General features: G+C 70.9%; 16 protein-coding genes. 15 read left to right on the top strand and 1 reads right to left on the bottom strand.

Features of this window, described 5'->3' with window-relative positions; genetic code table 11:
* The first annotated feature begins 34 nt into the window (after nucleotides 1–34).
* The 4 genes from QSK37_RS07010 (at nucleotide 35) to QSK37_RS06995 (ending at nucleotide 1,300) form a co-directional block, all read left to right on the top strand.
* Nucleotides 35–292, top strand: coding sequence for a hypothetical protein (locus QSK37_RS07010; protein ID WP_285618373.1), 258 nt, complete (start codon nucleotides 35–37; stop codon nucleotides 290–292).
* Nucleotides 293–402: 110 nt separating this feature from the next.
* Complete coding sequence (locus tag QSK37_RS07005; protein ID WP_285571363.1) at nucleotides 403–672, top strand: WhiB family transcriptional regulator; 270 nt, start codon at nucleotides 403–405, stop codon at nucleotides 670–672.
* Nucleotides 669–878, top strand: coding sequence for a hypothetical protein (locus QSK37_RS07000; protein ID WP_285570442.1), 210 nt, complete (start codon nucleotides 669–671; stop codon nucleotides 876–878). Before QSK37_RS07005 ends, QSK37_RS07000 begins: the two co-directional genes overlap by 4 nt.
* Before the next feature lie 269 nt (nucleotides 879–1,147).
* The gene (locus tag QSK37_RS06995; protein ID WP_285570439.1) at nucleotides 1,148–1,300 is read left to right on the top strand and encodes a hypothetical protein; all 153 of its coding nucleotides are present in this window, start codon (nucleotides 1,148–1,150) and stop codon (nucleotides 1,298–1,300) included.
* A gap of 3 nt (nucleotides 1,301–1,303) precedes the next feature.
* Here the strand turns inward: QSK37_RS06995 and QSK37_RS06990 are convergent, their stop codons facing one another.
* Nucleotides 1,304–2,653: an ABC1 kinase family protein gene (locus tag QSK37_RS06990; protein WP_285618372.1), complete on the bottom strand. Its 1,350-nt coding sequence runs from the start codon at nucleotides 2,651–2,653 to the stop codon at nucleotides 1,304–1,306.
* A gap of 339 nt (nucleotides 2,654–2,992) precedes the next feature.
* On the opposite strand from QSK37_RS06990, the gene QSK37_RS06985 reads away from it, so the two are divergent.
* The 11 genes from QSK37_RS06985 (at nucleotide 2,993) to QSK37_RS06935 (ending at nucleotide 15,232) form a co-directional block, all read left to right on the top strand.
* Entirely contained in the window at nucleotides 2,993–3,781 is a 789-nt protein-coding gene (locus QSK37_RS06985; protein WP_285618371.1) for an enoyl-CoA hydratase/isomerase family protein, read from the top strand.
* A 315-nt stretch (nucleotides 3,782–4,096) separates the two neighbouring features.
* On the top strand, nucleotides 4,097–4,627 hold the full coding sequence (locus tag QSK37_RS06980) for a M48 metallopeptidase family protein (RefSeq protein WP_285570430.1): 531 nt from the start codon (nucleotides 4,097–4,099) through the stop codon (nucleotides 4,625–4,627).
* Nucleotides 4,624–5,214: a DUF2064 domain-containing protein gene (locus QSK37_RS06975; RefSeq protein WP_285618370.1), complete on the top strand. Its 591-nt coding sequence runs from the start codon at nucleotides 4,624–4,626 to the stop codon at nucleotides 5,212–5,214. The genes QSK37_RS06980 and QSK37_RS06975 overlap by 4 nt, the downstream gene beginning before the upstream one ends.
* A 1,331-nt stretch (nucleotides 5,215–6,545) precedes the next feature.
* Nucleotides 6,546–7,544: a LacI family DNA-binding transcriptional regulator gene (locus QSK37_RS06970; protein ID WP_285618369.1), complete on the top strand. Its 999-nt coding sequence runs from the start codon at nucleotides 6,546–6,548 to the stop codon at nucleotides 7,542–7,544.
* Nucleotides 7,545–7,551: 7 nt separating this feature from the next.
* Entirely contained in the window at nucleotides 7,552–8,748 is a 1,197-nt protein-coding gene (locus QSK37_RS06965) for an extracellular solute-binding protein (protein WP_285618368.1), read from the top strand.
* Nucleotides 8,749–8,948: 200 nt separating this feature from the next.
* The gene (locus QSK37_RS06960) at nucleotides 8,949–10,034 is read left to right on the top strand and encodes an ABC transporter ATP-binding protein (protein ID WP_285618367.1); all 1,086 of its coding nucleotides are present in this window, start codon (nucleotides 8,949–8,951) and stop codon (nucleotides 10,032–10,034) included.
* Nucleotides 10,035–10,967: an ABC transporter permease gene (locus QSK37_RS06955; protein WP_285570416.1), complete on the top strand. Its 933-nt coding sequence runs from the start codon at nucleotides 10,035–10,037 to the stop codon at nucleotides 10,965–10,967.
* Nucleotides 10,968–10,995: 28 nt separating this feature from the next.
* The gene (locus QSK37_RS06950; RefSeq protein WP_285618366.1) at nucleotides 10,996–11,847 is read left to right on the top strand and encodes an ABC transporter permease; all 852 of its coding nucleotides are present in this window, start codon (nucleotides 10,996–10,998) and stop codon (nucleotides 11,845–11,847) included.
* Nucleotides 11,844–12,584: a 5-deoxy-glucuronate isomerase gene (gene iolB, locus QSK37_RS06945; protein ID WP_285570410.1), complete on the top strand. Its 741-nt coding sequence runs from the start codon at nucleotides 11,844–11,846 to the stop codon at nucleotides 12,582–12,584. Before QSK37_RS06950 ends, iolB begins: the two co-directional genes overlap by 4 nt.
* A 7-nt stretch (nucleotides 12,585–12,591) precedes the next feature.
* Nucleotides 12,592–13,803, top strand: coding sequence for a D-mannonate dehydratase ManD (gene manD / locus QSK37_RS06940; RefSeq protein ID WP_285618365.1), 1,212 nt, complete (start codon nucleotides 12,592–12,594; stop codon nucleotides 13,801–13,803).
* A complete protein-coding gene (locus QSK37_RS06935) occupies nucleotides 13,793–15,232 on the top strand; it encodes a UxaA family hydrolase (RefSeq protein ID WP_285618364.1) in 1,440 nt (479 codons plus the stop codon). Before manD ends, QSK37_RS06935 begins: the two co-directional genes overlap by 11 nt.
* The last annotated feature ends 5 nt before the right edge of the window (nucleotides 15,233–15,237 follow it).

Below are 15,237 nucleotides of genomic sequence, written 5' to 3'. Positions count from 1 at the left end.
GGGCCCGCGGACGTAGAAGGGCGGTGGCAGTCGCGTGAGTAACAACATCGGCACTCAAGCTTGGGCCGCCGCATGCCCGCGTCCGTCCGTGCTGTTCTCGCGCGGTAGCGCCTCGCTTCCGGCCGTCTACGTGTCCCCCGAAGCCGGGCACGCGCGGCCTGAGGGCGTGGCGAAGAAGCGAGTGGAGAAGCACGTCTTCACGACGCTCGGCGCCGGCCAGCTGACCGCCCAGGCCAAGGATGCGGCCATCCGTATGCCGCTGGGTCCGCCCCCCTGGAGACCGCCAGAGTGAAAGCTCTGAGCAGGCCTCCAGGCCGCGGATCCCGACCCCGGGAACCGCGGCCTTTTTGTTTCGGCCACACCGAACCAACGAGAGATCAGATCAAGAAAGGGGTGGAGACCTTGGGCCTCGCGCTCACCGCGATCAGCGAGAACCTCGATCTTCCCTGCCGGCAGGAGCCCGAGCTCTTCTTCGCCGAGTCGCCCCAGGACGTCGAACTGGCCAAGGCGCTGTGCGCCGAGTGCCCGATCCGGCGTGCCTGCCTCGCCGGCGCCCTCGAGCGCCGGGAGCCCTGGGGTGTCTGGGGTGGAGAGCTGTTCATCCGCGGCGTCGTCGTCCCCCGGAAGCGTCCGCGCGGACGTCCCCGCAAGAACGCCGAGGTGGCGGCATGACCCGCCGACCGACCGAGACCGCACGTACCGAGAAAGAGCAGAAGATGAGCTTGCTCAGCATTGAACTGTCCCAGGAGCGAATACGTGACGCCGAGCGCGAGGTAGCGCGTCGGCGCGGCATCGCCCAGGCCCGGGCCGCACGCCGGGCCCGCCGCGACGCCGAGCTGACCGCCGCCCGCGTCCGGCGCCTGCTGACCGCGCGCTGACGGGTTCGCCCGAGAGCGCCTCCTGAAGGAAGACGGGACCCCCGGCACCACGGCCGGGGGTCCCGCGGCGTTTCGAGGAGTCCTTTCGGCGGCTCAGAGCGCGGCCAGGGGACGGCACGGACTGCGGAATCGTGCGCTCGCCGCCTCCGAGGACCCGAAACTCCTGGTGGAGGCAACGCGTTGGCCAACGTCACCGCGTTTCGCTTCCGCCGAAGCGGTCGATCGGTGATGCTTGGAACAAGGCCGACGAACAAGGGGGAGCGACCGGCATGGTCAGCTGCACGTCCTGTGGAACCACCGCCGAGTCACCGCTCGGCTGGACCACCGATGTCACCGAGCGGGGCCTGCGGCACCTGTGCGACCGGTGCAGCCGCGACAACATCCGTTCGATCGAGGGCCGGCTCGACCAGGTCTACTGGTAACGCTCAGCTGGCGATCTCTTCGGAGCCCTCTTCCGACCCGTCCGGGTCGTCGTCGGCGAAGCCCGGCACCCAGTGCAGTGCCTCGCCGCGGAACGGGCCCTCGGCCTCGAGCTGGCACAGCACGCCCGTGCCGGCCGCGACCACGCGGTGGATCAGCACGTACGAGGGCGGCAGGTTCAGCTGACGCACGACGTTCGTCGGCCGCAGGTCCGTCACCCGCGCGAACTCCTGCCGTAGCCACTCGCGGCTGAACTTGAACGTGTCCTCGATCAGCGGCTCGGCGATCGGGACGATGAACGCCTGCAGCGACTCCGGGTCGACCTCGACGCCCTCGCGGATGAAGTCCTCTTCGCGCAGCGCCTTCATGATCTGGTCGATGTCGAGGAGCGTGCCGATCCGCATGAGCACGCCGATGCGCCGGTGGAACCCGCCCGGCAGCCGGTCGACGGCGCCGAAGTCGATCACGCCCAGGCGCCCGTCGTCGAGCAGCCGGAAGTTGCCCGGGTGCGGGTCGGCGTGCAGCAGACCGCAGCGCGCCGGGCCCGAGAACAGGAAACGGCAGTACAACAGGCCCGCGTGGTCGCGCTGCTCCTGAGTGCCGTCCGCGATGATCGCCGACAGCGGAGTGCCGTCCATCCACTCGGTGACGAGCACGTGGCCCGACTGGGCGACGACCTCGGGAACGTAGATGTCGGGGTCGTCCGCGTACGCCTCGGCGAAGATCTGCTGGGACTCGGCCTCGACCGTGTAGTCGAGCTCCTCGCTGACGCGCTCCTTGACCTCGGCGAGCATCGCCTTCATGTCCAGCCCCGGCATCAGCACCGCGAACAGCCGGCCCAGCCGGGCGAGCTGGTTGAAGTCGCTCAGCAGCGCCTTGCCCGCGCCGGGGTACTGCACCTTGACCGCGACCGTACGGCCGTCGTGCCAGACCGCCTTGTGGACCTGGCCGATGGAGGCCGCCGCGGCCGGCCGGTCGTCGAACTCGGCGAACAGCGACTGCCAGTCCTCGCCGAGGCCTTCGGTCAGGACCCGGTGCACCGTACGGGCGGGCAGCGGGGGAGCCGCCTCCTGCAGCCGGGTGAGCGTCGCGCGGTACGGCCCCGCGAGCTCCGGTGGAAGGGCCGCCTCGAAGATCGACAGCATCTGGCCGAGCTTCATCGCTCCGCCCTTGAGCTCGCCGAGCACCTTGAACAGCTGATCGGCCGTACGCTGCTGGATCTCCAGCGCGACCAGCTCGGCGGACTTGCCGAAGGTGCGCTTGCCGACGCCGAGGGCCGTACGCCCAGCGAAGCCGATCGGGAGAGACGCCAGTTTGGCGGTCCGCGTCACGGCGCGACGGGGAAGATCGCTCATTCGCCTACCTGCTTGTTCGCGCATCCGTGTGGGGGTGGCACGTCTTTCATTCTGCGTGAGAGACGTCACGCGTCCATACCGATATCCGCCAGATGTTCGGCGCGTGCACCCGTGAGCATAGGTGACCTGCCAAATCGCGTAAGTGTGTGCTTTCTCACTAGGGCGCTCGCCGGGACGGCCCGAGCCCAATACCCTCCGGCCATGAGCGAACGGAGCGAGCGAATCGACGAGCACGGTGCGCCTGGTCTCTCCTCCGACGAAGGAGGACGCATGAGCGAACGGAGTGAGCGAATCGACAAGCACAGTGCGCCTGGTCTCTCCTCCGACGAAGGAGGACGCATGAGCGAACGGCTGCGGGTGGATCGGCGTTCCGACGGGATCGTCGTGCTCACCCTCGATGACCCCGCCCGGCGCAACGCGATGTCCGAGACGATGACCTCCGCCTGGCGCGAGGCCATCGCCGGTCTCCGGGAGGACGCCGGGGTGCGCTGCGTCGTCGTCACCGGCGCCGGCAGTGCCTTCTCCTCCGGCGGCGACCTGGGCTGGATCGCCGATCGCGGCCAGGTCGACGTGCCCCCGCTCCGCGATCACATGCTCGGCTTCTACCGCACCTGGCTGTCGGTGCGCGACCTGGAGGTGCCCACGGTCGCCGCGGTCAACGGCGCCGCCGTCGGCGCCGGCCTGTGCCTCGCCCTGGCCTGTGACCTGCGGTACGCCGCCTCCGACGCCAAGCTGGTCGCGCCGTTCACCCGGCTGGGCATCCACCCGGGCATGGCCGCGACGTACCTGCTGCCCGAGACGGGCGGCCTGCCGCTGGCCCGGGAGATGCTCTTCACCGGCCGCGTGGTGACCGGAGAGGAGGCGGCGGCGCACGGGATGGTCAACCGCGCGGTGCCGCGCGAGAAGGTGCTCGACGTGGCGCTCGAGGTCGCCGCGCGGATCGCCGAGCAGGCGCCGGTCGCCACCCGCCTGACCAAGGCCGCCCTGGCCGACGGCGGGCAGCCGAGCCTGGAGGCGGCCCTGCGGTGGGAGTCGCTGGCCCAGCCGGTGACCATGGCCTCGGCGGATCTCGCCGAGGGCATCGCCGCGCAGCGCGAGAGGCGCGCACCGAGGTTCACGGGCCGCTGAGGCCCCGCCCATGGGTGGGGCCGGCCCGGAAAGCCCCCGTGCGCCGGTTCGGCCACCCCCTTCCCAGTCGGCGGCCGTCCCGTGCGCCGCGGGGACCCCCGGTGCGCGTGACGCTAGGAGGAGGGTCGGACGGGAGTCAACGAGAGCCTGTGGACGGCCCTGGGGACCCGGTGGGGACAGGCCGGAGCGTCCCTGTGGACAACCTGCGCACATGGGTGTGGATAGCCCTGGGGATGATTCAATTACCCCTGATCTACCTGCATCGATGCGATCCACCCCCTGTGGAGAAAACAAAGTTTTCGGTACGGTGCTACGGTGCCCCCCACAGGCGAGATAGAGGTTCGTCGCAGTTCCCGGCGCCGTCGCACGGTCACCGCGCGCCGCGACGGCGACAAGACGGTCGTGATGATGCCGGCCGGGCTGAGCGACGCCGAAGAGCAGGAATGGATCGCGACCGTGCTCGAACGGCTGGCGCGGCGCGAGGCGCGCCGGCGGCCGAGCGACGCGGCGCTGTTCGACCGTGCCCGCGAACTCGCGTCACGCTACCTCGACGGCCGAGCCGCGCCGGCGAGCGTACGCTGGGTCGGCAACCAGCGCAGCCGCTGGGGTTCCTGCACGCCCGAAGACGGCACCATCCGGCTCTCCGCCCAGCTGCGCGGCATGCCCGGCTGGGTGGTCGACTACGTCCTCCTGCACGAGCTGACCCACCTCATCGAGCCCGGCCACGGCCCGGCGTTCTGGAAACTGGTCAACCGCTACCCCCGCACCGAGCGTGCGCGCGGTTACCTCGAAGGCGTCGCCGCCACCGCGAGCCTGCCGCTGGCGGACGGAGAGCCCGTCACGTGACCTCACGCTTCGTCGCCGTCCTGGCCGGAGACGAGGTCGCGACCCCGCCCGGCGCCGACCCGGCGGAGTTCCGGCTCGCCGTGCTGGAGGACACCTACGAGGTCGTCGCCGGACTGGAGTTCGTCACACCGGTCCTGGCCCTGACCGGCCCCGACCCCGAGGCCGAGGCGATCACCTGGCCGGGCACCGAGATCGTCCGGACCACCGGCCTGCGCCCGCTGCTCGACGCGCTGGCGGACCTCGGCGCCGACCAGGCGGCCGTGGTCGCCCACGACGCCCCCGACCTGCCGTCGCTGCTGCTCGGCAAGCTGTTCCGCTCCCTGGGCGGGGGAGAGGTCGCCCTCTGCCCGGCGAAGGGCGGCGGCCTGGTCGCCCTGGCCGCCCGCCTGCCCGCGCCGCCGTGGCTGGAGGACGTCGACCTGAACACGGACGACGCCCCGAGCCGCCTGCGCGCCGCGGCCGCCCGCCCGGGAGCCGTACGCTCCGGCCCCGGCTGGCACCGCCTCCGCACCCCCGCCGACTTGGCTCGCCTGGACCCGGGCCTGGAAGGCTGGGACAACACCCGGATCCTCCTCGGCGGAGCCTGAGGGACCCGGCGGCCTCAGCACCGGCGCGTCGGACGGCTGGCCGGTATGCGGCTCGCGCGTCGGCTGCGTAGGGGTCGGGATGCTCTTGGACGCGAGCTCGGTATCTTTGCTGGTTTCCTCGCGTTCTCCTCGGATCGGGCTTCGGCGGCCCGAGTACCGGCGCGTCGGACGGCCGGCCGGGACGCGGCTCCGCCGATCGCGGGCTGGGATATTCCTGGGCGGTGACCGTCCTCAGGCCGCCGATCTGCGGGCCGGCCGTCACCAGGGGAAGCACGACCCGGCGGGCCTGGGCGGCGGCCAGTTCGGCGCGGAATCCCTCGGCGACCCGCTCGGGCCCGCCGAACTCCGCGACGGCGGCGCGCGTGGCCTGGCAGGTGATCTCCTGGTTCCCGCTGAGCCGGGCTGCCTGGTTCCGGGTCTGGAGGCCTGGGCGACATCCGTCCGCCCCTCGGGCGGCGTGTGACCCCGGCCACGGCGGCCTGAGCATCGGCGCGCCGGACGGCCGGGACGCGGCTCGTCGTCGATCGGCGGCAGGCCGGATGCTCCGACGCCGACATCCGGGTCTGTCCGTGCGAGGAGCCCCGGTGGTGGCCGATGGCCTGGCCTCGACGCTTCGCTGCGCGAGCCGCCACAGCGCCGCCCGACCGAACCACTGGCCACGGCGGCGTCCTTCAAGGTCTCCATCGGGCCGTCAGACCCCGCGTTCGGCGAGGTGGTCCAGCTGCGTCTGCGCTCCACCGCCTCCCGAGCCGTACGGGCGGCGACGAGCGTGCTGGGAAGGCGCGACCGGACGGCGAGCGGGGGAGCACCGTCCTGCCGGATCTGTCCGGTGACGTGGGTGAGCGCCCGCGGGATCGTCCGTCCGCGGGTGTGGCGACGGGTCGTTCTCGGCGGGGAGGGCGAGTGCGCCGGACGGCTTTCACCGGCCGGCATCGGCAGAGGCCCGGGGGAATGCCGTGTGGGATCGCCGACCCGCGAGCGCCGGAACGAGGCCAGTGGACGGTCGCTCTCGGAGGGAAGAGGAACCGCGGCGACGCCTTGACCGCCTGGCTTGAGCGGGTGCCGGAGGGAGTGCCGCCCGCACTGGCCATAGGCACGTGCTGAGACGCTGGGCCGCGGTCACGGTGATCGGCGAAACGGGCCCGCAGGCCGTCCGTCCTGCGGCCGTCGGCCTCGGCCCGCGAGCTGCCGCTGCCCGCCGGCGGCGGGTGCCGCCCGAACGCTTTAGCCCGGGTAGCGAAGGTAAGGGTCTTATAGCCAAAAGGTCACATTGACGCGCTCTGCAAAGGATTGCAGAGTTTCACTCATCCGAAACACAGGAGGAGAATCCGGTGCCGGTGACCATCCAGGACGTGGCCCGTGAGGCGGGGGTTTCGGTCTCCACCGTCTCCCGGGCGTTCACCGTGCCGGAGATGGTGCGAGACGAGACCCGGCACCACGTCCTGGCGACCGCGGAGCGGCTGGGTTACCGGCCGAACCGCGCCGCCCGAGGCCTGATCACCGGCAAGACCGGCAATCTGGGCGTGATCGTTCCCGACCTGTCCAACCCCTTCTTTCCCAACGTTCTGAAGGGGGTGCAGGCGCGGGCCCGTGAGGCGGACTATGCCGTCTTCCTCGCGGACTGCGACGAGAACGCCACCGAGGAGATCGCCCTCGTCCAGGCGATGGCCAAACAGGTCGACGGCGTCATCCTCTGCTCCTCACGCATGTCGGAGGCGCAGCTCGAACGCGTCGTCGGCACGACGTCCCTGGTGCTCATCAACCGGCAGGTGCGAAACCAGCCCGCCGTCCTCATGGACACGGCGGGCGGCATGCGCCAGGCGGCCGAGCATCTCGCCGCTCTCGGGCACCGCAGGGTCGCCTACCTGAGCGGGCCACGCGCCTCGTGGTCGAACCGGGAGCGCCGGCGCGGGCTGCGCCGCGCCGCCCGGCAGGACATCGAGGTGGTGGAGCTGGGGCCGTTCGCGCCGCGGTTCGAGGGTGGGTCGCACGCCGCCGACCTGGCGCTCGCCGAGGGCGTGACGGCGATCATCGCCTACAACGACCTGATGGCCCTCGGGGTGATGTCCCGGCTGGCCGATCGGGGCGTGTCCGTACCCAAGGAGATGAGCGTCGTCGGGTTCGACGACATTCCGATGGCGGGCATGGCCACCCCGCCGCTGACCACCGTGTCCATGCAGAACGAACGGGCAGGCCGCGCGGCCGTCGACCTGCTCGTGAGCCTCCTGAACGTCACCGGCGCCGAGGCGGGGGATCTCCGCCGGGGACTCGAATGCCAGCTGATCGTGCGGGCGTCGACCGCCGTGCCGCGCGATCCGACGGGAAGGTAATCCCCTGATGCGTGTGAAGACGTTGTGTCTCGCGGCGGTGCTGGTCCTGGCGGGCGCGTGCGGCTCGCCGAATGCGGGGGGCGGGGCCAAGGACCTCACCCCGGGCAATGTGCCGGACAACCCGAAGAACCCGGTGACCCTCAACATCATCGATGTGGCGGGCAACCTCCAGCTCACCAAGGGAATGATCGACGAGTTCGTCAAGACCCACCCCAAGGTGATCAAGAAGGTCACCTACACCAACGCCACGGCGCCCGAGCTGCCCGGCAAGATCAAGGCTCAGCAGAGCGCCGGCCAGGTGCAGATCGGCCTGGTCCTGACCGGCACCGACGCCCTGTCCGCCGGCATCGACCAGAACCTGTGGGTCAAGACCGACGACTACGCGAGCCGCCTGGGCAACGCGAACTACCAGGCTCCCGCGCAGAAGATGCAGGAACTCGCCCAGGGCCACGGCGTCGAGGTCGTCTACTACCCCTCAGGGCCGCTGATCGAGTACAACCCCAAGACGGTGAGCAAGCCGCCGGCGACCGCGGACGAGCTCCTCGCCTGGGCCAAGGCGCACCCGAAGAAGTTCCAGTACGCCCGCCCCGCCAACTCCGGCCCCGGCCGTACGTTCCTCATGGGCCTGCCCTACATCCTCGGCGACTCCAACCCGAAGGACCCCAAGGCCGGCTGGTCCAAGACCTGGTCGTACCTGCAGGAACTCACCAAGTACGTCGACTACTACCCCTCCAAGACGTCGGAGACGATGTCCAACCTGGCCAACGGCTCGGCCGACATCATCGCCACCACGACGGGCTGGGACATCAACCCGCGGGCGCTCGGCCAGGTCCCGGCCGGTGACAAGGTCGCGTACCTCAAGGGCATGCACTGGGTGACCGACGCGCAGTACGCCGTCGTGCCGCGCGGGGTCTCCGCCGACGTGCTGTCCGCGGACCTCCAGCTGATCAAGTGGATGCTCACCCCGCAGCAGCAGGCGAAGGCCTACGACGACGGCTACTTCTACCCGGGCCCGGCGGTGAACGGTGTCACCGTGCAGATGGCGCCGCAGAAGTCGCAGCAGGTCATCCAGCAGTTCGGCCGGCCGGAGTACGACCAGTGGATCCCGAAGTTCCCCACGGAGACCTCACTGCCGGCCCAGCAGCAGGTCGCCGCGTTCGACCAGTGGGACCGGACCGTCGGCAGCGGCAAGGTCAAGAAGTGAACGAGCGGAGCGAACGCACCAGAGAACACGCGCGCCTGGTCATCCCCCCGACGAAGGAGGGCCAGTGAACGAGCGGAGCGAGCGAACCAAAGAGCACGCGCGCCTGGTCATCCCCCCGACGAAGGAGGGCCAGTGAACGAGCGGAGCGAGCGAACCAAAGAGCACGCGCGCCTGGTCATCCCCCCGACGAAGGAGGGCCCGTGAGCGGATCGAAGATCTCGGAGCTGCGGCTCGATCACGTGAGCCGCGGCTTCGGGGAGGTGCTCGCGCTCGACGGGCTCGACCTCACCATCGAGGGCGGGGAGTTCGTCGCGCTGCTCGGACCGAGCGGGTGCGGCAAGTCGACCGCGCTGAACTGCCTGGCCGGCCTCCTGCCGCTGACCGGCGGCTCCATCACGCTCGACGGGCGGCGGATCGACACCCTGCCGCCGGAGCAGCGTGGCTTCGGCATGGTCTTCCAGAACTACGCGCTGTTCCCGCACATGTCGGTGCGCGCCAACATCGGCTTCGGCCTGAAGATGGCCAAGGTCGGCAAGGCCGAGGCGCAGCGGCGGGTCGACGAGGCGGTGAGACTGGTCCAGCTCGGTGACCACGCCGCCAAGTTTCCCGGCCAGCTGTCGGGCGGGCAGCAGCAGCGCGTCGCGATCGCCCGCGCGATCGTCCTGGAGCCCGCGCTGGTGCTGATGGACGAGCCGCTGTCCAACCTCGACGCGAAGCTGCGCCTGGAGATGCGCACCGAGATCCGGCGCATCCACCAGACGCTCGGCCTGACGACCGTCTACGTCACGCACGACCAGGAGGAGGCGCTGTCGCTCGCCGACCGGCTCGTCCTGCTGCGTGAGGGGAAGGTCCAGCAGGTCGGCCCGCCGGAAACGGTCTACACCGAGCCCGCGAACCGGTTCGTGGCCGGGTTCATGGGATACCGGAACGAACTGGAGCTGCCGGTCTCCCCTGGATCGGGAACCGCCGTGGGTGACAAGACGGTGGTGCTCGGCGACCTGACCGGCACCCGCCGTGAGGACCTCGGGGAGACGGCGGTCGCCGCCATCCGGCCCGAGGACTTCACCGTCGGCGACGGCCCGAACGCCATGGAGGTCGACGTCGAGGTCGTGGAGTTCCAGGGCCGCGAGCAGGCGGTCCAGGCGCGTACGGCCGGCGGCGACGAGCTCCACCTGCGCGTCCAGGCCCGTCTCGCTCCCGGCGACCGGGTGACGGTGTCGGTGCCGCCGGAGCGGGTGCTGGTGTTCGCGGCCGACAGCCCGGCCGCGCCCGAGGAGGTGGCCTAGGTGGCGGCCCCGGCGGCCCCGGCGACCGCGGGGCGCATCGCGCTGCGGCACCGCCTCGCCGACCGGGGCATGGACCGCACGCTGCTGCTGCTGGTGCCGGCGGTCGTGTTCATCGTGGCGCTGTTCATCTACCCGTTCGTGTACGGGCTGCAGCTGTCGTTCCAGCCGCAGCCCGGTTCGGAGACGGTGCAGCGGTACGGCTCGGGGCCGTTCGCGGACTACCACGCGTTCTTCGCCGACTCGTATCTGCGGAACACCATCTGGACCACGCTGAAGCTCAGCCTGCCCGCGGGACTGTTCAACGTCATCGCGTCGGTGCCGATCGCGTACCGGATGCGCGGGAAGTTCCGCGGCAAACGGACGATCACCACGATCCTCGTCGTGCCGATCACCCTGGGCACCGTGCTGACCGCGGAGGGCCTGCTGGCCTTCATGGGCCCCACCGGCTGGCTCAACCGGCTGCTGATCGACGTGGGGATCGTGGACCACCCGGTGCGGTTCACGCACAACTACTGGGGTGTGCTGTTCTCGCTGATCATCTCGGGGTTCCCGTTCGCGTTCCTGCTGACGCTGTCCTACCTCAGCGGCATCGACCCGACGCTGGAGCGGGCCGCGGCGACGCTGGGCGCGGGGTGGTGGCAGCGGTTCCGGTTCATCACCCTGCCGCTGCTGGCGCCGGGGCTGGCCATCACGTTCTGCCTGACGTTCGTGCTGGCCTTCTCGGTGTTCCCGTCGGCGGTCATGGTCGGTGATCCGTCGGGAACGACCCGGGTGATCTCTATCGCGGCGTTCCACGCGGCCTTCGAGCAGTACGACTACTCGATGGCCTCGGCGATCGCGATGATCATGGGCGCGGTCGAGCTGATCGTCGTCGGACTGGTCCTCGGCTGGCGGGCCAGCCTGTACCGCGGTGCGAGTGGAGGCAAGGGATGACGGAGCGAGTGAGGAGGGGAGCGCGACCATGAGCGCAGCCATCGCGACCGAACGCAAGGGGCTCGCTCTGCGGCCCGGGGCCTGGCTGGTCTGGGGCGCGGTCGTCTTCTTCCTGCTGATCCTCGCCGGTGTCGTCGGCGCGGTCGTCGTGGACTCCTTCGGCACGAGGTGGTTCTCCGGCTGGTTGCCGTCCGGGTGGACCTCACGCTGGTACGGCAAGACGTGGCACGAGTTCGATCTCGGGAACGTGCTGGTCGTGACCCTGGAGGTCGCGGTGGCCGTGGTGGTGGTCTCGCTGGTCGTCGGCGTGCCCGCCGCGTACGCGCTGGCCCGGCGCACCTTCCCCGGCAAGCGGGTGCTGATGGTGGCCTTCATGCTGCCCATCCTCATTCCGCCGATCACGTACGGCGTGCCGCTCGCGACGGTGCTCTACAAGTTCCACCTGGCCGGCAAGCTCAGCGGCGTCATCCTGGCCAACCTGGTGCCGGCCGTGCCGTTCGTGATCCTCGTCATGACGCCGTTCATCGAGCAGATCGACCCGAAGATCGAGTCGGCCGCGCGGATGTGCGGCGCCCGCACCCGGGTGATCTTCACCCGCATCCTCGGGCCGCTGCTGATCCCCGGAATGCTGGCCGCCGCGGTCCTCATCCTCGTCCGCACGGTGGGCATGTTCGAGCTGACGTTCCTCACCGCCGGATCCGACAGCCAGACCCTGGTCGTCGCCCTGTACTACTCGGTCTCCGCGGCGGGCATCCGCGCGCAGCAGGAGATCGACGCGATGGCGGTGATCTACACCCTGTTCATGCTGGTGCTGCTCGTCGTGGCACTGCGCTTCGTCAACCCAACCCAGCTGGTCACCCAGATCAAGGAGAGAGATTGAAGACCCTGCTGACCCCGGGCAAGGAGACCGAGCTGATCGGGCTCGAACTGGCCGACCTGGCCGATGGCGAGACCCTTGAGCTCACCCGCGACACCGAGCTCGCGGCCGTCGTCCTCTCCGGCGTCGTCGACGTCGAGGGGCTCGGCACCGCGGGCGGTCGCGGCGGCGTCTTCGAGGGGGCGGGCCACACCGTGTACGCCCCGCCCGGAACGCCGCTGCGGTTCCAGGCGACCGGCGGCCCCGCGCAGATCGTGGTCTGCACGGCGCCGCTCGGCGACGGACGGCCCGGCACGGCGCGGATCATCGGACCGGACGACCAGGACGTGGCCGAGCGGGGCGAGGGCAACTGGGCCCGTACGGTCCGCACGGTCCTCGGCCCGGACGACGACGCGGGACGGCTGCTGCTCGGTGAGACGATCAACCCGCCCGGCAACTGGTCCAGCTACCCGCCGCACAAGCACGACACCCACGAGCCGCCGCGCGAGGTGAAGCTGGAGGAGGTCTACCTGTTCAAGCTGGACCCGGAGAACGGCTTCGGCATCCAGCTGCGCTACGACGGCAAGGGCGAGGAGGTCTTCACCGTGCGCGACGGCGACGTCGCCGCGATCCCGGACGGCTACCACCCGGTCGTCGCCGCGCCCGGCTACAAGCTCTACTACCTGTGGGTGATGGCGGGCGAGGGCCGGAAGATGATCCCCTACCTCGACCCCGAGCACGCCTGGGTCCAGACCGGCTGACCGCGACATGAACATCGTCGAGGCCAAGGTCATCGTCACCTGCCCGGACCGCAACTTCGTGACCCTGAAGCTGACCACCGACGACGGGCTGACCGGGGTGGGCGACGCCACCCTGAACGGCCGGGAGCTGGCGGTCGCGTCGTACCTGAAGGATCACGTGTGCCCGCTGCTGATCGGCCGCGACGCGAGCCGCATCGAGGACACCTGGCAGTACCTCCACAAGGGGGCGTACTGGCGGCGTGGGCCGGTGACGATGACCGCGGTCGCGGCGGTGGACACCGCGCTGTGGGACATCAAGGGCAAGGCCGCCGGGATGCCGGTCTACCAGCTGATCGGCGGCCGCTCCCGTGACGCCGTCACGGTGTACGGGCACGCGAACGGCGCGACCGTGCCCGAGGCCCTGGAGCAGGTCGGGAGCCTGCTCGACCAGGGCTACCGCGCGGTGCGGGTCCAGGCCGGCGTGCCGGGCCTGGAGAAGGTGTACGGCGTGCCCACGGACCGCGCGCCGTACGAGCCGGCGGTCGCCGGGGACCGTCCGGAGGAGGCGACCTGGTCGACGGCGAAGTACCTGAACTTCGTCCCCGGCCTGTTCGCCGCCGTGCGCGAACGGTTCGGCCACGACTTCCACCTGCTGCACGACGCGCACCACCGGCTCACGCCGATCGAGGCCGCGCGGCTCGGCAAGGCGGTCGAGCCGTACGGGCTGTTCTGGCTGGAGGACCCGATCTCCGAGGAGCTGCAGGAGGGGTTCCGGCTGATCCGGCGGCACACGACGACGCCGATCGCGGTCGGCGAGGTCTACAACTCGATCTGGGACTGCCACCAGCTCATCACCGAGCAGCTCATCGACTACATCCGGATGGACGTGGTGCACGGCGGTGGCATCACGCACCTGCGGCGGGTCTTCGACCTGGCCGACCTGTACCACGTGCGCACCGGGTCGCACGGCGCGACCGACCTGTCGCCGGTGTGCCTGGCCGCCGCGCTGCACGTCGACATCGCGGTGCCCAACTTCGGCATCCAGGAGTACATGCCGCACACGGAGACGACGAACGCGGTCTTCCCGCATTCGTACCGGTTCGCGGACGGCCTGTTGTACCCCTCGGAGGAGCCCGGCCTCGGCGTCGACATCGACGAGGAAGCCGCCGCGGAGTATCCGTACCGGCAGGCATACCTGCCGGTCAACCGCCTGGAGGACGGAAGCTTGCATGACTGGTGAGACGCTGCTGCTGCACCCCGAGGACGACGTGGCGGTGGCGCTGCGCGAGCTGCCAGGCGTGCCGCGCGGGCACAAGGTCGCCGTGCACGACCTCGCCGTCGGCGCGCCGGTCCGCAAGTACGGCCAGGCGATCGGCGTCGTGACCGCGCCGATCGCGGCGGGCGACCACGTGCACACGCACAACCTCGGCATGGGACCGCACGACCGCGCGTACGACTTCGGCACCGAGGTGCGCCCGGTCGAGCCACCGCCCGCGCCCGCGTCCTTCCGGGGCATCGTACGGCCGGACGGGCGGGTCGCCACGCGCAACTACATCGGCATTCTGACCTCGGTGAACTGCTCGGCCACGGTGGCCAAACGGATCGCGAGCCGCGCGTCGGCGCTGTGCGAGGAGTTCCCGAACGTCGACGGCGTCGTCGCCCTGACCCACGGCACCGGCTGCGGCATGGCCGCCGACGGCGACGGCATCCGGCTGCTGCGCCGCACCCTCACCGGCTACGCCCGGCACCCCAACTTCGCCGCGATCCTCGTCGTCGGCCTCGGCTGCGAGGTCAACCAGCTCACCGGCTTCGACCTGCCGGAGGGCACGCCGACGATGACGATCCAGGAGCTCGGCGGCACCTCGGCCACCGTGCGCCGCGGGCTCGAGGTGATCCGCGAGCTGCTGCCCGCCGCGAACGCCGTCACCCGCGAGCCGGTGCCCGCCTCCAACCTGGTGCTCGGCCTGCAGTGCGGCGGGTCGGACGGCTACTCCGGCATCACCGCCAACCCGGCCCTGGGCGCCGCCGCCGACCTGCTCGTACGGCACGGCGGCACGGCGATCCTGTCCGAGACGCCCGAGGTGTACGGCGCCGAGCACCTGCTGACGCGGCGCGCGGTCTCCCGCGCGGTCGGCGAGCGGCTGATCGAGCGGATCCACTGGTGGGAGTCCTACGCCGAGTCGATGGACAACAACCCCTCGCCCGGCAACAAGGCGGGCGGCCTGACGACGATCCTGGAGAAGTCGCTCGGCGCGGTCGCCAAGGGCGGCACGACCCCGCTGACCGCGGTCTACGAGTACGCCGAGCCGGTCACCGGGCGCGGCTTCGTGTTCATGGACACCCCCGGGTACGACCCGGTGTCGGCGACCGGCCAGGTCGCGGGCGGCGCCAACCTGATCTGCTTCACGACGGGTCGCGGTTCGGTGTACGGCTGCCGGCCGGCGCCGAGCCTGAAGCTCGCCAGCAACCGCGAGACGTACCGGGCGATGGAGGAGGACATGGACGTCGACTGCGGCGCCATCCTCGACGGCGAGGTCACCGTCGCCGAACTGGGCGAGCGGATCTTCCGGCTCGTCCTGGACGTCGCGTCGGGGCGACAGACGGCGAGCGAGGAACTCGGCTTCGGCGACGAGGAGTTCGCGCCCTGGCAACTCGGCGCGGTGATGTGAGTGGG

It is taken from the genome of Actinoallomurus iriomotensis (assembly GCF_030269445.1).
Lineage (GTDB): Bacteria > Actinomycetota > Actinomycetes > Streptosporangiales > Streptosporangiaceae > Actinoallomurus > Actinoallomurus iriomotensis.
Note: the sequence above shows the minus strand (reverse complement) of the source record. Positions and strands in the feature narration are given on the sequence as shown.